This window comes from Streptomyces sp. NPDC023838 (assembly GCF_040639555.1).
Classification (GTDB): Bacteria; Actinomycetota; Actinomycetes; order Streptomycetales; family Streptomycetaceae; genus Streptomyces.
In genome coordinates this window covers 18,159-38,461 of record NZ_JBFAAD010000044.1, presented here as the reverse complement: position 1 = coordinate 38,461, position 20,303 = coordinate 18,159, and the positions used below count along the sequence as shown (strand labels likewise).

At 73.1% G+C, this 20,303-nt stretch carries 16 protein-coding genes; 13 read left to right on the top strand and 3 right to left on the bottom strand.

What is annotated here, in order from left to right; translation table 11 throughout:
• Nucleotides 1-110: 110 nt before the first annotated feature.
• The 9 genes from AB0G17_RS33440 to AB0G17_RS33400 all read left to right on the top strand — a co-directional run bounded on the left by AB0G17_RS33440 (nt 111) and on the right by AB0G17_RS33400 (nt 9,394).
• The gene (locus AB0G17_RS33440; protein WP_067164897.1) at nt 111-404 is read left to right on the top strand and encodes a DUF503 domain-containing protein; all 294 of its coding nucleotides are present in this window, start codon (nt 111-113) and stop codon (nt 402-404) included.
• A 38-nt stretch (nt 405-442) separates the two neighbouring features.
• Nucleotides 443-901 carry a 30S ribosome-binding factor RbfA gene (gene rbfA / locus AB0G17_RS33435; RefSeq protein WP_361390772.1) on the top strand — a complete coding sequence of 153 codons (459 nt, stop codon included), beginning with the start codon at nt 443-445 and terminating at the stop codon, nt 899-901.
• Nucleotides 898-1,803, top strand: coding sequence for a tRNA pseudouridine(55) synthase TruB (truB, locus tag AB0G17_RS33430; RefSeq protein ID WP_361390770.1), 906 nt, complete (start codon nt 898-900; stop codon nt 1,801-1,803). Before rbfA ends, truB begins: the two co-directional genes overlap by 4 nt.
• 184 nt (nt 1,804-1,987) lie before the next feature.
• On the top strand, nt 1,988-5,752 hold the full coding sequence (locus AB0G17_RS33425; RefSeq protein WP_361390768.1) for a trypsin-like peptidase domain-containing protein: 3,765 nt from the start codon (nt 1,988-1,990) through the stop codon (nt 5,750-5,752).
• A 63-nt stretch (nt 5,753-5,815) separates the two neighbouring features.
• Nucleotides 5,816-6,790, top strand: a complete 975-nt coding sequence (locus AB0G17_RS33420) for a bifunctional riboflavin kinase/FAD synthetase (RefSeq protein ID WP_361390766.1) — start codon at nt 5,816-5,818, stop codon at nt 6,788-6,790.
• A 128-nt stretch (nt 6,791-6,918) separates the two neighbouring features.
• The gene (locus AB0G17_RS33415) at nt 6,919-7,314 is read left to right on the top strand and encodes an SAV_915 family protein (RefSeq protein WP_361390764.1); all 396 of its coding nucleotides are present in this window, start codon (nt 6,919-6,921) and stop codon (nt 7,312-7,314) included.
• Entirely contained in the window at nt 7,311-7,601 is a 291-nt protein-coding gene (locus AB0G17_RS33410) for a DUF6317 family protein (protein ID WP_361390762.1), read from the top strand. The genes AB0G17_RS33415 and AB0G17_RS33410 overlap by 4 nt, the downstream gene beginning before the upstream one ends.
• A 10-nt stretch (nt 7,602-7,611) precedes the next feature.
• Entirely contained in the window at nt 7,612-8,919 is a 1,308-nt protein-coding gene (locus AB0G17_RS33405; protein WP_361390760.1) for a WXG100 family type VII secretion target, read from the top strand.
• Between the two features lie 4 nt (nt 8,920-8,923).
• Nucleotides 8,924-9,394, top strand: a complete 471-nt coding sequence (locus AB0G17_RS33400) for a hypothetical protein (protein ID WP_361390758.1) — start codon at nt 8,924-8,926, stop codon at nt 9,392-9,394.
• A gap of 135 nt (nt 9,395-9,529) precedes the next feature.
• Here the strand turns inward: AB0G17_RS33400 and AB0G17_RS33395 are convergent, their stop codons facing one another.
• The 3 genes from AB0G17_RS33395 to eccE form a co-directional block, all read right to left on the bottom strand.
• Nucleotides 9,530-12,691: an SCO5717 family growth-regulating ATPase gene (locus AB0G17_RS33395; RefSeq protein ID WP_361390756.1), complete on the bottom strand. Its 3,162-nt coding sequence runs from the start codon at nt 12,689-12,691 to the stop codon at nt 9,530-9,532.
• A gap of 376 nt (nt 12,692-13,067) precedes the next feature.
• Nucleotides 13,068-13,760, bottom strand: coding sequence for a hypothetical protein (locus AB0G17_RS33390; RefSeq protein WP_361390790.1), 693 nt, complete (start codon nt 13,758-13,760; stop codon nt 13,068-13,070).
• A 68-nt stretch (nt 13,761-13,828) separates the two neighbouring features.
• Nucleotides 13,829-15,109, bottom strand: a complete 1,281-nt coding sequence (gene eccE, locus AB0G17_RS33385; protein WP_361390754.1) for a type VII secretion protein EccE — start codon at nt 15,107-15,109, stop codon at nt 13,829-13,831.
• Nucleotides 15,110-15,316: 207 nt separating this feature from the next.
• On the opposite strand from eccE, the gene eccB reads away from it, so the two are divergent.
• The 4 genes from eccB (at nt 15,317) to AB0G17_RS33365 (ending at nt 20,291) form a co-directional block, all read left to right on the top strand.
• Nucleotides 15,317-16,870: a type VII secretion protein EccB gene (gene eccB, locus AB0G17_RS33380; protein ID WP_361390753.1), complete on the top strand. Its 1,554-nt coding sequence runs from the start codon at nt 15,317-15,319 to the stop codon at nt 16,868-16,870.
• Nucleotides 16,871-16,892: 22 nt separating this feature from the next.
• Entirely contained in the window at nt 16,893-18,242 is a 1,350-nt protein-coding gene (gene mycP / locus AB0G17_RS33375; protein WP_361390751.1) for a type VII secretion-associated serine protease mycosin, read from the top strand.
• A 152-nt stretch (nt 18,243-18,394) separates the two neighbouring features.
• Nucleotides 18,395-18,907, top strand: a complete 513-nt coding sequence (locus AB0G17_RS33370; RefSeq protein WP_361390749.1) for a hypothetical protein — start codon at nt 18,395-18,397, stop codon at nt 18,905-18,907.
• 13 nt (nt 18,908-18,920) lie between these two features.
• Nucleotides 18,921-20,291 (top strand): hypothetical protein, encoded by a 1,371-nt coding sequence (locus AB0G17_RS33365; protein ID WP_361390747.1) that lies wholly within the window; start codon nt 18,921-18,923, stop codon nt 20,289-20,291.
• Nucleotides 20,292-20,303: the final 12 nt, after the last annotated feature.

Here is a 20,303-nt window from a genome sequence, read left to right as displayed (position 1 = left end):
GGAGCTTATTTCCGTCGATCGGCCCCGGCCGTTGCGTGTACGGTTCTGGTGTCCCCGCCAAGTCATTGACGGGGCCACCTACCCCGGACCGGCGGGATATCCGGACACCTATGTATGTGGGGACGCTGTCCTTCGATCTGCTCCTCGGCGACGTACGGTCGTTGAAGGAGAAACGCTCCGTCGTCCGGCCGATCGTCGCCGAACTCCAGCGCAAGTACGCGGTGAGCGCGGCGGAAGTCGGCGACCAGGACCTCCATCGCAGGGCCGAGATCGGCCTGGCGGTGGTCTCCGGCGACACGGGGCACCTCACAGACGTACTCGACCGGTGCGAGCGCATGGTCGCCGCCCGGCCGGAGGTGGAGCTGCTGTCGGTACGACGCAGGCTCCACAGTGACGAAGACTGAAAACTGAGCTTGAGCAAGGCAAAGAAGGAGAAGGACCAGTGGCCGACAACGCGCGGGCGAAGAAGCTGGCGGACCTCATCCGGGAGGTGGTCGCCCAGAAGCTGCAGCGCGGCATCAAGGACCCGCGCCTCGGTACGCACGTGACCATCACGGACACCAGGGTCACCGGCGACCTGCGGGAGGCCACGGTCTTCTACACGGTCTACGGCGACGACGAGGACCGGGCCAGCGCGGCCGCCGGCCTGGAGAGCGCCAAGGGCATCCTGCGCTCGGCCGTCGGGGCCGCCGCCGGCACCAAGTTCACGCCCACCCTGACGTTCGTGGCGGACGCCCTCCCGGAGAACGCCAAGACGATCGAGGACCTGCTCGACAAGGCGCGGGCCTCGGACGCCGCGGTGCGCGAGGTCTCCTCGGGCGCGAAGTACGCCGGCGACGCCGACCCGTACAAGAAGCCCGGTGACGACGACGAGGACGACGAGGGCACCGCCGCCGAATGAGCAACGTACAGAAGACGCCGGACGGCCTTGTCATCGTCGACAAGCCGTCCGGCTTCACTTCGCACGACGTCGTGGCCAAGATGCGCGGGATCGCCAGGACCCGCCGGGTCGGCCACGCGGGCACGCTCGACCCGATGGCGACGGGCGTGCTCGTTCTGGGCGTCGAGCGCGCCACCAAGCTGCTCGGGCACCTCGCCCTGACCGAGAAGGAGTACCTCGGTACGATCCGCCTCGGCCAGGACACCGTCACCGACGACGCCGAGGGCGAGATCACCTCGTCCACCGACGCCTCGAAGGTGACCCGCGAGGGCATCGACACCGGGGTCGCGGCGCTGACCGGCGCCATCATGCAGGTCCCGTCGAAGGTCTCGGCCATCAAGATCGACGGCAAGCGCTCCTACGCGCGCGTGCGCGGCGGCGAGGACTTCGAGATCCCGGCCCGTCCGGTGACGGTCTCCTCGTTCCGGGTGTACGACGTGCGCGAGGCGGTGGCCGAGGACGGCACCCCGGTCGTCGACCTGGTCGTCTCGGTGGTCTGCTCCTCCGGTACGTACATCCGCGCCCTCGCCCGCGACCTGGGCGCCGGGCTCGGTGTCGGCGGACATCTGACCGCGCTGCGGCGCACCCGCGTCGGCCCCTACGGCCTGGACGCGGCGCGCACGCTCGACCAGCTCCAGGAGGAGCTGACGGTGATGCCGGTCGCCGAGGCCGCGGCCGCCGCGTTCGCCCGCTGGGACGTGGACGAGCGGCGCGGGGGGCTCCTGCTGAACGGGGTGCGCCTGGACATGCCCGAGGTGTACGGCGACGGCAAGCCGGTCGCCGTCTACGGGCCGGGGGAGAAGCTGCTGGCGCTCGTCGAGAGCCAGCGCGGCAAGGCGAAGAGCCTGGCGGTGTTCGGCTAGCCCCGCGACGGGTGCGGCCGGGACTCGTCCCGGGTTCTCAAACGTGTGGCGGGCTCCTTGCGAGCCCGCCACACGTGTTTTCACCCTTGGGGGCAGGCGCTCGTAGTGAAAGCGGGGTGCACTCGGGGGCGCTTTCGTCTCGCGTTCTTCTCGGGTGGATCATCCCAGAACTACCGTTTCGGACATGGGACGCGGGGACGGTGACGGGGGCCGGGAGACACTGGTACGGATCTGCGATCTGGCGGGACGTACCCGGGGGGCCGGCTTCGTCGCCGACGACCGCGGCACCGTGGTGACCAGCCACGAAGCGGTGGACGGGCTGAGCCGGGTGGTGGTGCACGCGCCCGGCGAGCGCACCTGCCTCGCCGAGGCCGACGACGTCACCCCGCTGCCGGAGGCCGGCCTCGCCCTGGTGCGCACCGACGGCCTGGAGGTGCGGCCGCTGCCCGTCGCCGCCCGGGGGTCGGTCGCCGCGGGCACGTACGTGCGGATCGCCGCGCACGGCTGGCGCGAGGCACGGGTGCTCGGCGAGTCGCCCGTCACCTACACCGCCACCGACCGCTTCCACCTCCTCGCCTCCGCCCTGGAGCTGGCGATCGGCACCGAGGGCGCCGACGCGCTGCGGCTCGGCGGGGAGGCCGCGGGCGGGCCGGTCCTGGACGCGGCGACGGGTGCGGTGCTCGGGGTGCTCGGCACCGCGCTGCACGCGGCGCATCGGGCGGCCGGGTTCGCGGTGCCGCTGCGCCCCGACGGCGGCCCGCTGGAAGAGCTGCTGCGGCGCAACGCGGCGACCGTTCCCGGGTACGGCGAGGACCTGAACCTGGCGGGCGCGCTCCAGCTCACCGCGACCTCGGTGGGCTCGGCCGACGGTCCGGGCGTGCGCGAGGACCCGGTCGAACGGCGGCTCACCGTACGGCACTTCACGGACTTCGCGGCCGGGAGCGCCTCGGTGCTCGGCCTGGTCGGGGACCCCGGCACCGGCCGCACCACCGAGCTCGCCGCCCTCGCCGCCCGCCGCGCCCGGGGCGCCGAGCCCGCCCCCACGGTGTGGCTGCGCGGCGCGGACCTGCGCGCGGGCGACGGCTCGGTGGCCGACGCGGTGGCGCGGGCGCTGCGGCAGGCGGGCCGGATCGTGGCGGCCGCGGGCGCCCCCGGCGACATGGAGTGCGCCACCCCCGAGCGGGTGGCACGGCTGGCCTCGGACGCCGGGCGCCCCCTGTTCGTCCTGCTCGACGGGCCCGAGGAGATGCCGCCCGTCCTCGCGCACCGGCTGCCCGAGTGGACGGCCGGTACGGCGGCGTGGCTGCGCGAGGCCGGGGCTCGGCTCGTGGTCGCCTGCCGCCCCGAGCACTGGGAGCAGGCCGGGGCGCTCTTCCCGCCGGACGCGCTGCACCCGGCCGAGGCGGCCCGGCTGCCGCACGCCGTGCGGATCGGCGACCTCTCCCGCAAGGAGGCCGCCCGGGCCCGCGAGCGGTACGGCATCCCGGACGGCGCCCTGGCCGACCGGGCCGGGCGCCATCCGCTCACCCTGCGGCTGCTCGCCGAGGTGCGCGAGGCGCTGCCGGGCGAGGTGCCGGGCCGGCCCGGCCGCGAGGACGTCTTCGCCGCCCATCTGGACCTGATGTGCCTGCGCGTGGCGGTACGGCTCGCGGCCGCCCGGCGCCCCGCGCTGCGCGGCACGGCGGTGCGACGGCTGGCCGCGCGGGTCTCGGGCCGGGTCCACGAGGCGGCCCGGCGCTGTCTGGGCCCCGGTCAGGGCGAGCTGGACCGGGAGAACTTCGAGGAGATCTTCCCCTGGCGCACCGGCTGGGCGTCGGCGGTCCTCACCGAGGGCCTGCTGGTCCCGGCGGGCTCCGGCTACCGCTTCGCGCACGAGGAGCTGGCCGACTGGCTCCAGGCCGCCCACCTCGACCTGGACGGTGCCCTGCACACCCTGGTCCACCGCTGGTGCGAGGACGCACCCGGCGCCGCCGACCGAGCCCCGGCCCGCCTGCCGTCGAGGCCCGGCACGAGCGGGCCGGGCGGGGAGAGCGGAGAGGCGACGGCATACGTGCCGCCACCGCCGGGTTCGCGCGCCGCCGCCCACGCGGGCGAGGGCGAGGAACCCCCCGGGCCGACGCCCGGCGGCGTCCCCGACCAGCGCCGCGCCCCCCGCCGTGAGGACGGCAGGCGGGGGCGGCGGTTCCGGCCGGGGCCGCCGCCGCCCGCGCCCGGGACGACGCCCGCGCCCCCGCAGGACGAGCCACGTACGCTCCCCGTGCCCCGGCACCGCGTCGGCCCCGTGCTGCAGGCCCTGCTGCTCCTCGACCGCGAGCACGGGGCCGACCGGCTCGCCCCGCGCCTGGCGAAGCTGGTGGAGGCGCTCGACCGGCTCGCGACGGGGCCCGGCGCGGGCGAGCCGGACCGGGTGGAGGACGCCTGCTGGTGGGCCGTCCATCTGCTCACGCAGACGCTGTTGAGGGTGCCCGAGCCCCGTTCGTACCTCTGTGTGCTGCGGCTGCTCGCCGACCGGATCAGCGAGCGGTCGGTGCGCGCGGGCGGGCCGGGGGAGCTCGGCTCTCTCGGCGCGTTCGGGCCGTGGTTCTGGCAGCGGCTGCGGATCGGCGACGACCGCCGGATGGAGCTGATGCGGCGGCTGGTGCCCGCCGACGGGGCGCCGGGGGCAGCGCCCCAGTGGGAGCGATACCTGGACGCCGTGGACCGGCGGCTCGCGGCCGAGCCCCGCAGCGTACAGCCGCTGCTGTGCCGGTGGTTCACCGACGAGCGGCCGCTGCCCGCGCCGGAGGGCAGCGCGATGCGCCCGACCGTCGCCGGGGCCGCGCAGGCCCTGCTCTACGCCCGCCGCTCACTGGCCATCGACGACCTCACCGAGGCCCTGGTCACCACCGCGCACGCCCGGGCCGACGAACTCCTGGCCGCGCTCGCCGAGGACGAGCCGTCCGCGCTCTGCCGGGCCGTGGACCGCTGGGCCCACGACGACCGGCCCGAACGCCGGGTGGCGGCCGCCGCGTACGGGCCGCGCGTCGCGCCGTACGTCACCACCGGCGCCGACCGCGACCTGCTGCGCTACGCGGCCCTCGCCCTGCTCGCCCGGTCCGCCGACACCCCCCTGCACGGCGCCGCGCTCGGCCTGCTCATCCGCGACCCCCGCACCCGCGCCCGCTACCTCGACAAGACGCTCGCCCGGTACACGGGCGGCGACCCCCGGCTGCCCGCCGCCGCGCTCGTCGCCGCCCTCACCACCCACCCGGAGCCGGTGCTCGCCGCCTTCCAGACGCGCCTGGACCAGCCGGGCGACGCCGCGGCCGAGGTGCTGGGGGCGCTCGCCGAGATCAACACGCCCGCGCTCGCCCGGCGCGCGGCCACCCTGGTCCGCGGCTATCTGGACCGCCACCCCGACGGCGCGGCGCACGCCGCCGCGTTCGTGGAGCGGCGCCTGGAGTACGGACCGGCCGCCAGAGCCGTGCTCTTCCCGCTGGTCACGTCCATCCTGCGGGGCTGCTCGCCGCAGGTGCGGCGGGCGCTGGCGCCGGTGCTCGCCGCCCCCGGCAGCCGCACCTCGCGCCCCCTGCGGGCCGAGCTCCTGGACGTACTCCTCGAATACGAGCGGTACGAGTCGCGGGACCCGGCGGTCCTGCACGCCCTGCTGCGGGCCGCGGCACTGGGGGCCGGGGAGCGCCCCGAGGCGCGCACCCGTGACCTGGTCCACCGCACCGCGCTGCTCCTGGCGCGAACCCCCGAAGGCGCCTGCTGCTTCGACCGCCGGATCGTCGAGCTGGCCGGGGAAGTACCGGAATTCGCCGTTCAGGTGGCGGGCTGGCTGGTCCAGGCGCCGCACGAGTGGTCGGCCGTGATCGGGCCGAGCGCCCGGCGTACGGTCGAGACGCTTGCGGTGCCCATGCCGATGCGAGCCGAACACGCCGGGCATGGCAGTCTTAGACCTGTGTGAGAGGCCGACTCTCACGTACACGGGTTCGGATTTCGGGCGAGTTTCGGGCGAGGAGCGGTCACAGTGCAGCGCTGGCGTGGCTTGGAGGACATTCCCCAGGACTGGGGACGCAGCGTCGTCACCATCGGCTCCTACGACGGGGTGCACCGCGGGCATCAGGTGATCATCGGGCGGGCCGTGGCGCGCGCCCGTGAGCTGGGCATCCCCTCCGTCGTGGTGACCTTCGACCCGCACCCCAGCGAGGTCGTGCGCCCCGGCAGCCACCCGCCGCTGCTCGCCCCGCACCACCGGCGCGCCGAGCTGATGGCGGACCTCGGCGTGGACGCGCTGCTCATCCTCCCGTTCACCAGCGAGTTCTCGAAGCTGTCGCCGGCCGAGTTCGTGGTCAAGGCGCTCGTCGACAAGCTCCACGCGCGCGTGGTCGTCGAGGGCCCCAACTTCCGCTTCGGCCACAAGGCGGCCGGCAACGTGGAGTTCCTGGCCGAGCTGGGCGAGACGTACGACTACGAGGTGGACGTCATCGACCACTTCGTCACCGGCGACGCGGCCGGCGGCCAGCCGTTCTCCTCCACCCTGACCCGACGCCTGGTCGCCGAGGGCGATGTGGAGGGTGCCGCCGAGATCCTGGGCCGTCCGCACCGCGTCGAGGGCGTGGTGGTGCGCGGCGCGCAGCGCGGCCGCGAGCTGGGCTACCCCACCGCGAACGTGGAGACCCTGCCGCACACCGCGATCCCCGCCGACGGCGTGTACGCGGGCTGGCTCACCGCGAACGGCGAGCGGATGCCCGCCGCGATCTCGGTCGGCACCAACCCGCAGTTCGACGGCACCGAGCGCACGGTCGAGGCGTACGCGATCGACCGCGTCGGGCTCGATCTGTACGGGCTGCACGTGGCCGTCGACTTCCTCGCGTACGTACGCGGGCAGGAGAAGTTCGAGTCGATCGAGGCGCTGCTCGAAGCGATCGCGCGCGATGTGAAGCGCTCGACCGAGCTGATCGAGGCGGATGAGGCACGCGAGGCACGCGAGGCACGCGCCTAGGACCAGTCAAACGATGGTCAATCAGTGACCAGAAACCGCCCAAGAGCTGGCATCCATTGACTATGGGTGAAGGCTTTGGGCGGTTTTCGTCGTATTGACGGATCGGAGCGGCGCCTAAGTTGAGACACGTGGCTGAACCGAACGTGTCCCGGATCCTCGGCATCGTAGGCGTCGACGCGGCCAGGACCGCGCAACCCGGCGTCCCGCCGTACCACACACCGGTGTTCGTCCCGGCCCACCCGCGCTATCCAGCCGGAGGCGCCGCGCCGCGCGTCGACTTCGAGCTGCTGCGGCCGCCCTCGGGACCGCCGGTCCCGGTGGCCTTCAGTAGCCTGCCGAAGCTGGTCGACGCGCTCGGCCCGATGCAGCCCTGGATCGCCGTCTCCCTCGGCCCGTTCGCGGAGGCGATGCGCGAGGCCCGGCTGCCCAAGGTGCGCCTCGACCCGGAGGTGGCGCCGGGCGGCCGCAGATGGCAGTCGGAGGATCTGGAGCGTACCTACGGAGAGAACGGGGCAGAGGCATGAGCGCCGATGTGAAGGTCCTTCTGGCCGACCTCAACGCGATGGCGTCGACCTTCCACAAGGAAGCCGGTATCTACCGGGACATGCACGCCAACGTGAAGCCCGCGGTGGCCGGTTCCGGCGACGCCGGGTGCGACGCGGCCATCAAGGCGATGGCCGACCTGATAGCGGGCCTGCACGACAAGCTGTCGGACCGGCTGGAGGACCACAGCGACAAAGTGAAGTACGCGCACGACTCGATGCAGCGCAACGACATCGACGTACACGGTCTCTTCGAAGACCTGATGTGAAGGGCACGCGGTGAGCGACAGCTGGGTGGGCGGGGACATCGGCGGCATCCGCACGATGGGCGACGCCTACAAGAACGCCAAGCACGACCTCGAATCGATCGTGAAGCCGCTGGGCACGGTCGTCGAGCAACTCGCCAAGGACGCGGCCTGGGAGGGCGAGGCGGCCGAGTCGTTCCGCGCCAAGTGGAGCGAGGACGCGCTGACGGCGGGCGGGTTCGCGGAGCTGGTCCACGCGACCGGCGAGATCCTCACGACGCTGGCCGACCACCTCTCCGCGGCCGAGAGCGCGCTGCAGAACGCCGAGGACGTCGCCGTGAAGGCCGGCGTCCCCATGGGCCCCAAGGGCGTCCCCGGCCAGCTGATGACCAACAACCCGCCGCATCCCGACGAGCAGAAGGCGATCAAGGCGCTCACGGACTACGGGACCGTGCGCGACGAGATCCTGCACACCGCCCAGCAGGCCCGCCTCGACGCGGCCGAGGCGCTCAACAAGCTGTACGAGGAGGACACCTCCGAGGTGTCGAAGGGTGACAAGGTCACCATCGCCGACTATCTGCGCGGCCTGTACGCGTACGACTCCGAGCGCACCCGGGTGAAGGGGAAAGACGCCGCCACCAAGCTGGACGATGCCAAGAAGGAGGCGGACGAGGCGAAGAAGGACCTGCGGGCCGAGCGCAAGGACTGGCAGAAGCAGGGCAAGACCCTGCCCAAGGACTCCCCGGCACGCCTCGCCTACAAGGACGCGCTGACCAAGCTGGACAGCCTGGAGACCGACATCGCCCGAGCCGAGCACGGCAGTTCGGCGCTGCCGTACGACCACGCGCTCAATGTGAAGGTCGGGGACGCGGCGGAAGCGCTGCGGCTGGGCAAGAGCCTGGAGAAGCTGCCGGAGTTCCTCAAGGAGATCCCGGTGGTCGACGTGGCGGCGGCGAGCGTCTGCGGCCTCCTGGAGGCGAAGGACGACCACGACAAGGGGTGGTCGTGGACGCACTCGGTGGTGGTGGACGGGGGTGCGGCGCTGGGGGGCCTCGCGGCGGGCACCGCCGCGGTCGCCCTGGTGGCGAGTTCGGAGATCACCGTGCCGGTGGCCGTGGTCGCCGGAGTCGGCGGCATGGTGATCATCGGGACGACGGACCTGCTCGACGAGGCGTTCCACGAGCACTGGAGCGAGGACATCCACGACCACGGCGTGATCGGCGGCATCCTGCACGGCTCCGCCAACGTCGCGTCCGACACGTGGGGGGACGTCAAGCGACTCGGCAGCGATGCCAAGGACGGAGCGAAGAAGGTGTGGCATGGCTTCACGGGTCTCTTCTGAGGGTGTGACTCCCGCGAAACTGCCCGTGGTCGGCACCACGTGGTACCGCCGGGGTCCGCGCTACTGGCTGCGGCGCGCCGGATTCGGCTTCGCCGGCCTGCTGACGGCGGTCCTCGTGTGCGCTGCCGCCTGCGCACTCTTCGACGGCCTGGTCTCCGGGCTGCCCGACGGCTGGCGCAAGGCCGGTTACGTCGTCGAAGGGGCTGCGGGCGTTGCCGGTCTGGCCTGGGGCTGGGTACGCGGGCGCCGCCAGATTCGCGAGCGGCTCGCCAACCCGCCGACGCCCGAGCAGAGTTGGGCGCGCCAGCGAGAGGCCCGGCGAGGCGCGGCGAGTGGTGTCAGCAGCCGTGGCCTCATGTTGCTCATGCTGCCGTTGTTGCCTGCGGTGATGGCGTGGTGGCTGGGCACGATGTGTGCGGCCACGTTCGTGTGGGAACTGCCGTCGGAGGTGGGCGCTCGGAGGGCGCTCCAGTAGGGGTGCGGGCTGTGACCTTGTGCGGCTCCGCCGGGTGGGCGCGACCAGCCACGCACGGTCCGCGGCCGAAGGATTTTCAGGCCGAAGGGCCCGTACCGTCGCTCGGACGGTACGGGCCCTTCGGTGTTGCCGCTCCTACTGCTGAGGCGGCTGCGGCTGCTGCCAACCCTGAGGCGGCTGCTGCCCCCCGTATGGCTGAGGCTGCTGCGGCGCATACGGCTGGGGCTGGGCCTGACCGGGGAACGGCTGCCCGGGGACGGGCTGCCCCGGCATCGGCTGGCCAGGCACGGCCTGCCCGGCCGGCGGCGCGTACTGGCCCGGCATCGGCGGAGCCATGTGCGGCGGCGGGTTGACCCCGTCTCCGGTCCACAGCCCCTGCTGCTGCTGGGCCCGTACGAAGTCCTCGGCCACCAGCGCCGACAGATGGAAGTACGCCTCGCGCGTCTTGGGCCGCATCATGTCGAGGTCGACCTCGGCGCCCGCCGCCAGGTGCTCGTCGAACGGGACCACGACAACGCCCCGGCAGCGGGTCTGGAAGTGCTGGACGATGTCGTCCACCTTGATCATCTTGCCGGTCTCGCGGACCCCCGAGATGACGGTGAGGGAGCGCTGGACGAGGTCGGCGTACCCGTGCGCGGAGAGCCAGTCCAGGGTCGTGGACGCGCTCGACGCACCGTCCACGGACGGGGTGGAGATGATGATCAGCTGGTCCGCGAGGTCGAGGACGCCGCGCATCGCGGAGTACAGCAGACCCGTACCCGAGTCGGTCAGGATGATCGGGTACTGCTTGCCCAGGACGTCTATCGCCCGCCGGTAGTCCTCGTCGTTGAACGTCGTGGACACGGCCGGGTCAACGTCGTTGGCGATGATCTCCAGGCCGGACGGCGCCTGGGAGGTGAACCGGCGGATGTCCATGTACGAGTTGAGGTACGGGATCGCCTGGACCAGGTCGCGGATGGTGGCCCCGGTCTCGCGGCGCACCCGGCGGCCGAGCGTACCGGCGTCCGGGTTGGCGTCGATCGCCAGGATCTTGTCCTGCCGCTCGGTCGCCAGCGTCGCGCCCAGCGCGGTGGTGGTGGTCGTCTTGCCGACACCGCCCTTGAGGGAGATGACCGCGATCCGGTAGCACGACAGCACGGGAGTCCGGATGAGGTTGAGCTTCTGCTGCCGCTCGGCCTCCTCCTTCTTGCTGCCGAACTTGAAGCGCGAGGCGCCGCCGGGGTTACGGCTGCTCTTCGCCTTCTGCTTGTTGTTGCGCAGCAGCCGGTCGGAGGAGAGCTCGACGGCCGCGGTGTACCCGAGCGGCGCGCCCGGCACGGAACGCTCGCGCTGGTCGTGCGCCACGGGGGAGGGCCACCCGGCCCCGCTCCGAGGATCCACGGGCCCGGCGGGCGCCTGCGCCTGCGGCAACGGTTGCGGCTGCGGCTGCGGTTGCGCCGGGGGCTGGGCCTGCTGGTGCGGTGCCTGCTGGTGGGGTACGGGGAGGGGGGCGCCGGGGGCCGCACCGGCCGGGCCGGGCTGGGGGAAGCCGTAGCCGCCCTGAGGGGGCTGGGGGGCTTGGGGTGCCTGGGGCGCGGGCGGGGTCGGGGCGGCCTGGGGCTGGGCCTGGGCGGCGGCCTGGGCCTGGGTGGGCTGCGGGAACCCGTAACCGCCTTGCGGGGCGGGGGAGTTGGGGCTGGGGGTCGGCGTGCCGGGGTGCGGGAAGCCGTATCCCGCTTGCGGGGCAGGGGTGTTGGGGTCGGCGGCCGTCGGGGTCGGGGCCGGGGCGGTCGGCGTGGCCGGTGCTCCCTGCGTGCCGGGGTGCGGGAACCCGTAAGCGCCCTGCGGGGCAGGGGCGTTGGGGTCAGTGGCCGTCGGGGCCGGGGCGTTCGGCGTGCCCGGCTGCGGGAAGCCGTACCCCGCCTGCGGGGCCGGGGCCGGGGCCGGAGTCGGGGCGTTGGGCTGGGGCAGCGGGAAGCCGCCCTGCTGGGCCGTCGGCGGTACGGGCTGCGGCGCCGGAACGTTCGGCGTGCCCGGGGCCGGCTGCTGGTCGCCCTGCGGCAGTGGCCACGCGGCCTGCCCGGTCTGCGGCATCGGCTGCTGCTGCGGCGCCGGTACGGGCCACTGCGGCGCCGGCGCCGGCGCGGCGGGCTGGTACGCGGGCGGCAACGGCGGCAGCCCCGGCTGCTGGGCCTGCGGGGCCTGCTGGGCCGGTGCGGCCCAGGGCTGGTCGGTCGGGGTGACCGGCGCCTCCTGCGGTACGGCGTCCTCGGGAGCCGCGTCCGCGACGGGATGGCCGGGAACGGCGTCGGCCGGCTCGGCGACCGGCGGCGCGGGCACGGGTTCGGCGGGCACGGCGTCGGCCGGCTCGGCCGTCACCGGCGCGGCGGTCACGTAGTCGCCGGAGTCGGTGGAGGAGTCGGTGGAGTCGACGGAGTCCGCGGGCTCGGCGGGCGACTGGTCGGTGGGAGCCGGGGTGGCCGTGCTGGGCCAGGCCGGGGCGGCGTCGGACGGCTCGGTGGGCTCGGCACCGGCCGCCTCGGCGGCGGGTGCGACCGGCTCGGGCTCAGCCGAAGCCGCGTCGGCCTCCGGTACGGCGCCCTCGGAGCCACCAGGACCGGAGATCCCGGCTTCGGGCTCGGCCTGGGCCGTACCGTCGGCGTCCTCGGCAGAAGTCACCGCGGCCTCGTCCTTGCCGGACGCGTCAACAGACGCGTCGTCGGCGACCGGCGCGGGAGCGACGGAGTCATCGGCGACGCCATCGGCGCCGGACGACGTCTCCGCACCCGCAGCCGCACTCGAATCCGTGGCCACATCCGTATCGGCAGGCTGATCGGCGGCCGCCTCGGCGGCCGACTTCGCGGCCTCGGCCTCGGCCTTCGCCGCGTCCGCCGCCGCCAGCCGCTCCGCGAGCTCCCGCTTCAGCGAGCCCGGCGAGAACCGCATCGTCGCGCCGCTCTCGATGTCCCCGCCCCCGAACGGCTGCGGCTCGGCGGCCGCCTCCGGAGCGGGAGTGGGAGCAGGGGCCTGGGGTGCTGCCTGGACCGCCTCCGGGGCGGGGCCCGGCGGCGGAGGCGTGGCCGTCCAGCTCGGCTGGTAGCCGCCGCTGGAGGGCAGGCCGGGAACCGCGACGGGCGGCCCGGCGGGCGGCGGGGGAGGCGGCGTCGCCGCGTCCGCGCTCGGCGCCGCGTTCTGCGTGTACCAGGCCGGCGGGGTGTAGTCGATGGTGAACTCACCCGTGGGCTCGGGATCGGCGTCGGACCGATTCTCGTCGCGCGCGTTCCCGCCGGTGCGGAACTGGTCCTGATCGCTGTTCACCGGATTCCTTTCGTTCGCAGGCCGTCCCAGCCTAATCGCCGACAACACCGCACCGGCAGGCCCGGCCACCCCTCACCGACTGTCCCCTCCATCACGTCGTGCCCGCACGCTGCCGTCAAGTGACAGGGGGGGCGTCGCCGTGCGGCCGCAGTGCGGCCGGAGTGTGAACGAGCCGTTCACGTACCCGAGTGTGAACGAGCCGTTCGCGTACTCGAGTGTGAACGAGCCGTTCGCGTACCCGAGCGTGAACGAACCGTTCACATACTCGGTTGAGACCAGTCGTACCTGCTCAATTCCTTGTGGTCCTGTGGTCCTGTGGTCCTGTGGTTCTGCCGTCCTGTGATCCCTGTGACGGAACGCGCGCGGCGCGGACCGTTCAGTCCATCCGCCGGGCGGAGCCGAGCAGTCCGGTCTCCGCGTCCGTGGCCTGGGTCATCACGAACTGGCGGTCGCGGGCACCGCACCACAGGGTCACCCCGTCCGCCAGCGTGGACAGCGCTTCCGTCTCCGCCTGCGGGAGGTGCATGATCCGCCCGATCTGCGCGGCCTCGTCCGGCGAGACCCGCTGCACACCGACCAGATCCGACTTCTCCAGCAACCGGGGCGCCACGGGGCTCAGATACGGCAGCAGCGTCAGCACCGACTGCCACGGCCCCGAGACCACGCGCCCGCGCGGTGGCCGCATCCCGCAGTCGCGGACGACCACGACCGGCGATCCGGCGGACGCGCCCTGCGGCGGCACCCGGCCCACGTCGTGCAGCGCGATGCACTGCTGGCCGCCGCCCGCCGCCTGGGCGAGCGCCGTCCACGCGGGGGCCCGGCCCGTCTCGACGGTCACGCGCGCGCCCGTCGCGGCCGCCCGCAGCGCGAGCACCTGCGCGGTCCAGAGCCCGCCGATCAGCGTCACGTCGTACGCCGTCGGGCGGTTGATGCCGAGGACCGACGGGCGGCCCGCCGCGTCCACGCCTATGACCATGCCGTCGTCGCCGACCGGCAGTGCCAGCGCCTCCACCTGGTCGGCGGAGAGCGCGTGCCGGTCGCGGCGCGGGCCGAGGAGCCCGAAGCCCATCCGGGCGCGCCCTCTTCGTACCTCGGGAGAGGGGGGCGGGGTGACAGGAGAGACAGAGGACGTGGTCATCAGCGCGCACCCCCGAGCGGCAGTGTGGCGAGCATGCCCGGCAGCTGTTCGCGGTCCAGGCGCACCAGGCCGGTCTTCACTCCGCGCGCGGTGCGCTCCAGCTCCCGCCGGGCGGCGACGAGTTCCTCGTCGCTGCGGCCGGTGATCCGGACGTGCCCGGTGAGCGTGACCTCCTGGCGGTCGCCGGCGGCGAGCGTCAGGCTGAACGTGGTGGCGAGCGCGGGAAGCGAGGTGAGCAGGGCGACCAGCTGCGGCATCGAGGCCCCGGCGCCGCCCAGTTGGGGCCAGCGGCCCACCCAGTACGTCGTGTGGCGGCGATCGTCGCAGCGCCAGGTCCGGGCGGTCTCCTGGGTGCGCCGCCCCGGCGTGCCCGCGCGGCCCGCCTGGGCGATCGCCATCGGGTTGGCGCAGGTCGAGGTGGCGATGGCGCCCGTCAGCTCCTGCTCGGTGAGGACCGTCGTACGGAACCCCGCTCCGGTGAGCCGGCTCGCCAGCTGGTCCGCCGCGCGCACCAGGCACTTCTGGGCGCCGGTCAGACCGCCACCGCGCGCCGCCACCGCCTCCGGGCACAGCTCGGGGTCGAGCTTGAGCGCGATCCAGGTGATGCGCACCGCGGGCGAGCCGGTCTGGGCCTGCAGCGGTGCGTAGTTCCGGGCGGCCACCGACTGCTGCGGCAGGTGCGGGGCGGGCGCGGGCTGGGTGTGCTGGACGATCTGCGCGGACTCCAGACGGATGCCGTCGACGTCCAGCGCGTCCCGTACGAGGGCGACCGGCAGCGGGCGGGCGCCGCGCTCCGGACGCAGCGCCGTGGCGTCCATCTCGACCTGGAGGACGGCGGTGAGGAAGGTGCCGTCACCGACCATGCCGACGGGGCGGCGGTCGCGGTCGCCGAACGTGTACGTCCGCAGCGCCGGGTCGCACTCCACCGCGGGGGCGAAGCCCGGTTCGGTGCCCGCCGGGACCGGCAGGCTCGCCGCCCTGCGCGTACGCGCGCGCAGCGCCAGCACCGTGCTCAGCCACTCGGGCAGCGAGCGGCGGTGACGGCGGACGACCGCGAGCAGCACAAGGAGCGCGGCGACCACACCGGCGGGCACCAGCATCAGCGTGTCGATCACCCACGCGACGAGCAGCACGGCGGCGGCGAGCTCCACCAGGACGAGTTGTTGCAGTCGGAACGACCCGAAGTGTCCGGGCCGGGCCTTCAGACGGGGTGCGGAGGCTCCCTGGGCGGGGGCCGACGGACCGGCGGCGGCAGGCCGCACACGCGTCGCGGACGCCATCACTCCACCACCCCCCAATCGTGCTCAAGCAGCCAAAACATCCGGATTCCCCCAGCTCGGCAAGGGGTCTTGACGGCGGCTTCACCCTACCCGCCCCACAGGCACCCTCGGTCAACAGGCATAGTAGGGGGCCGGTCTGACAATCGAGGCCCGGGGACCGCAGGACCAGGTCCGTTCAGGGGGCCGCGCGGGGAGAGACAGAGGCGCATGGCATCACGGCGGGACGAGCTCAACGCGTACACCTTCGCGAAGAAGCGCACGGTGGCGGCGTTTCTGCAACCGTCTCCCACGGGCACGGAGGAGGGTGCTCCGCGCCCGCTGAAGGCCATCGTGCCGAGCGTGATCGTGGCAGCGCTCTGCCTCGCCGGCTTCGGCGCCTGGGGGATGTTCAAGCCCAAGGCGCCGCAGGGCTGGGACACCCCGGGCACCAAGGTGATCGTCGGCAAGCAGTCGACGACCCGTTACGTCGTCCTGTCCACCGGCAAGGGCAAGGACAAGAAGGTCCTGCTCCACCCGGTGCTCAACCTGGCCTCGGCGCGGCTGCTGCTCGATCCGCAGAAGTTCGACGTCATCCAGGTCAGCGACGACATCCTGGACTCGGGCAAGCTCTCGCGCGGCCCGATCCTGGGCATTCCGTACGCCCCGGACCGGCTGCCCGCCGCGAGCGAGGCCGGGAAGGCCAAGCGCTGGGCGGTCTGCGAGCAGCCAGGCGGCGGCAAGGACTCGGTCCAGAAGGCCGCGTTCGTCTTCGCCGACCGCGACTTCAAGCTGACCGACGACAAGCGCCGGCTCATCGGCGGCCAGGTGCTCTACGTCCAGGGCCAGAAGAACAAGTCCCGTTACGTGGTGGACGCCAAGGGAACCAAGTACCTGGTCAAGGGCGCCCCCGGCGATCTGCTCGCCCGTACCCTCTTCGGCGCCGACGAGCAGCCGCAGCCCGTCACCGACGACTGGCTGGCGACCCTCGGCGACGGCAGCCCGATCGACTTCCCGGAGATTCCCGGCACGGTCGGTGCCCCGGCGGGCACCGGCGGCGGTCTCTCGCCGCAGGAGGACAAGGTCGGCATGGTGCTGCGCGCCCAGACCGGCGCGGGCCCGCAGCAGTACGTAGTACTGCAGGGCAAGGTCCAGCCCGTCTCCGACTTCACGGCCTGGCTGGTGCTCAACTCCCCGCAGACCACCAGGCTCGGTATGCGCGGCGACGTCAAGGACGTCGACGCGGCCTCCATCGCGCCCAAGCCCGACTACTTCGGCGCGGCCAACAACTGGCCCGAGAAGAAGGCGAAGCAGGTCAACGCGGGCGGTGGCGCCGCCGCCCCGGGCGCGCGCAGCACGGTGTGCAGCGTGCTGCGCAAGGTCGACGACAAGGGCAACACCACGCTCTCCACCTGGGCGGGCACCGAGTACCCGGCGGCCATCACGGCGGGCGGCACCAGCACGTACGTCACCCCCGGCACGGGCCTGCTCTACACCCAGGTACAGGGCAAGCAGACCAAGCCGGACGGTTCACTCTTCCTGGTGACCGACACCGGGCTGCGGTACGCGGTGCAGGCCAACGGCGACAGCGACGCCGCCCGCTCCGACATCGGCACGGGCGACCAGCAGAAGCCGGACGACGGCCGCCCCGAGCCGAGCCAGGCGCAGCAGCGACTCGGGTACGAGAAGGTCGTCCCGGCGCTGGTGCCCATCAACTGGTCGGAGTTCCTGTCCAAGGGCCCGCGGCTCGACACCAACAGTGCCCGCCAGCCCCAGGGCTCGTAGGGAAGGACTGACCTCAGTGTCGATGCCGAAGCCATACAGGACGCCGAAGTCGTACAGGACGCTGAAGCTGTACAGGACGCCGAAGCCGTACCGGAAGCCGGTGTTGGTGGGCGTGGCCACGGCCGTCGCCTCACTGGCGCTCACGCCGTCCGCGTACGCCTCCCCGGCGCCGGTGCCGCCCGCCCTCGGGATCGACGGCAGCGGCGAGTGCACCTTCCCCATGAAGAAGCAGATCGAGGGCCGCCCCTGGTCGCTCCAGCGGGTGCTCTTCGACGAGTTGTGGCAGGACACCAAGGGCAAGGGCGTACGGGTCGCGGTCATCGACACCGGTGTCGACATCGCCAACCCGCAGCTGAAGCCCGCGGTGGACGCCAAGAGCGGCGCGGACTACCTCAAGCCCGAGAAGGACGGCACGGGCGAGCAGAACGAGAAGCGGGGCAAGACGGGCGGCACCGTCGACGAGGTCGGCCACGGCACCAAGGTCGCGGGCATCATCGCCGCGCGCCCCCGCGCGGGCACCGGCTTCGTCGGCCTGGCGCCCGAGGCCACGATCATCCCGATCCGCCAGAACGACGAGAAGAACAGCGGCAAGACGGACACGATGGCGCAGGCGATCGACCACGCGATCGCCGAGCACGCCGACGTCATCAACATCTCGCAGGACACGACCGAGCCGCAGGGCCCCAACTCGGACCTGGCGAAGGCCGTCCGGCGGGCGCTGGACAAGCAGATCGTGGTGGTCGCTTCGGCGGGCAACGACGGCATGGACGGCAAACTGAAGGACACCTACCCGGCGGCCTTCCCCGGCGTGCTCGCGGTGGCGTCCTCGGACCGCAACAACGAGCGCGCGGTGTTCTCGCAGCCGGGCACGTTCGTCGGGGTCGCGGCGCCCGGCGTCGACGTCGTCTCGACCGTGCCGGGCAACGGCCAGTGCTCGGACAACGGAACGAGCTTCTCCGCTCCGTACGTGGCCGGGGTCGCCGCGCTGCTGCGCGCCAAGTACCCGTACGCGAAGACGAAGTGGACGGCCGCGCAGATCATCGCGCGGATCGAGCAGACGGCGGAGCGGTCCGTCAACGGGCGCGACAACTTCGTCGGGTGGGGCGTGGTCGACCCGGTCCGCGCGGTGACCGACGACTCGCCCCCGGAGGCGGCCGCGCACCCCGACCCCGGCCCGGCCAAGGCCCAGGCCCCGGACGTGGCCGCGCTGGCGCTCTCCGAGACGCCCCAGGAGCGCAACGAGCGGTACGCCACGTACGCGTTGGGTATCGCCGCCCTGCTCGTGGCGGTGGTGGCGGGCACGGCGACGGTGATCCGGGACGCGCGGAAGCGGGGTCTGCGGAGGGCGAACGGGGTTTCGGGACGAACCTGAGACGTCTTTGAGTACGGATACTCATTCGGCTCCCAAACCGGAGTGACTAGAGTGATCACATGCTTCGCGCGCTTCACGAGTGTGACGAAGCGACAGCGGTAGCGCGGCGCCGGTGGCAGAGCGGTGCCGACGGGGATTCACGGGGAGGAACAGTGGCCGAGCCGAACGGTGGCGGCAACGGCGGCAGCGGAGGCAGCGGAGGCAAGCCGGATCTTGGCGTCGACGGGGTCAGCCTCGCCGACTTCAAGGGCCGCATGGAGGAACTGCTGCGCAGCCTGGAGAAGTCCCCGGCCCGCCACACCAAGATCGCCGACCAGCGGGTGCAGCCCGAGGCGTACGGCAAGGGGTTCGCTGCCGCGGACGAGCTGCACAAGGCGTACGACAAGGTCCGTACGAACCTGGAGCGGCTCACCAAGATCTTCGGCGACCAGATCGAGGGCATGGGCATCGCGGTGCACATCGCCGATAAGGGCTACGGCGGGATCGACGTGGACGAGGCCCACCGGTACCAGGCCATCCGCAAGGAGACGGAGAAGTACTACGAGACTCCGGCGGCCGGTACGAAGGGGCCCGGTACGAAGGGGCCCGACCAGGCTCCGGGCACCAAGCAGGCACCCGGACAGGGCGGCCACGGGAACGACGCCGACTCCGGCGGTCTGAAGTAAAGGGGGCATGACGATGGCTACGGACGAATTCGAGGGCATGTCCCTGGAGGCCCTGCACGCGATGCTCGCGTCGGCGAAGCCGACCGAGCTGACCGGCGCGGCCGAGACACTGGCCGCCGCGGCGCCCGACATCGCGGACATCGCGCGGGACCTGCGCTGGTACATGGAACAGGTCAAGTGGCACGGCGCCGGTGGCGACGCGTTCCGCGAGTGGGGCCGCGGGATGGTGGCGCAGACGCTGGTACTGAGTGAGTACGCCGGTGTCGTCGGCGAGGAGATGGCCCGCGCGGGCCAGGCCCTGACCGAGGCGAAGGCGGCGCTCCCGCCCGCGGACGGCATGTGCTACGCCGACCCCGAGAAGGAGAAGGCCCGGCTGAAGGCGCTGGGTCCGAAGACGAACGAGGCGATCAACCAGCTCAACCGGTTGACGTCGTACTACAACGCGTCGCGGGATCGGATTGCGACGCAGCCTGAGCCTAAGTTTGCGCCGTTGCCGGGTGGACCTGGCACGGATTCCCTGAACGAGCGCCGCTACAGCGGGTCCGGTTCGGGCTCCGGTACGGGCGTCACCGGCGGTGCTGGTGGCCACACCACCGCAGCGGTTACGGGTGCGCACGGCTCCGGCACGTCGGGTACGACGAGCTCCCCGTCGCACACGACCGTGGGATCCACCTTCACCCCGCACGAGCCGCCGGCGCATACCGCCATCGATTCCGTGACGATGACTCCGCCTCCGGAGACCACGACACGGCCGACGATTCCCACGGGCCCAACGCCCGTGCAGGGACAAACGCCCGTCCTCACTCCGCCCCCGGTCCTGCCCGGTCCGCTCGGCAAGGCCGGTCAGGAACGCACTCCGGGTATGACCCGCGTGGGCGTGCCCGGTGAGGGGCCCTCCGTCGGCCGCGCAGTCGGCAATCCGCGCGGTCCGGGCATCGCTCGTCCGAGTGGTCTTCCCGGCACCACGCGCGGTATCACCGCCGAGGGCATCACCGGTGGCCGTCCTATGCCCACCACCGGCCGTGGCTCGACGCCCCGGATCCCGATGGGCACGGTCGTCGGCGAGGAGCGCGCCGGTACCGGCATGGGCCGTGGGCCCATGGGCGGCGGCATGGGGCACGGCCCCGGCGGCGCGCCGCGTGGCGCCACCGGCATGGGCGGTCGCAGGCTGGCCTCCGAGCCGGGTGGAACTGTTGGGGCCCCGCGTGCGTCTCTGGGCGGGCGTGGTGAATTCACCCCCGGCGGTACGGGGTTGGTCAACGGCAACAAGCGAGGCACGGACCGGCGTCGTTCCACTTCTTCCGAAGCCCCCGACTACCTGGTCGAGGACGAGGAGACCTGGGCGATGGACCACCGCAAGGTCGTCCCGCCGGTCGTCGACTGACGTACGTAAACC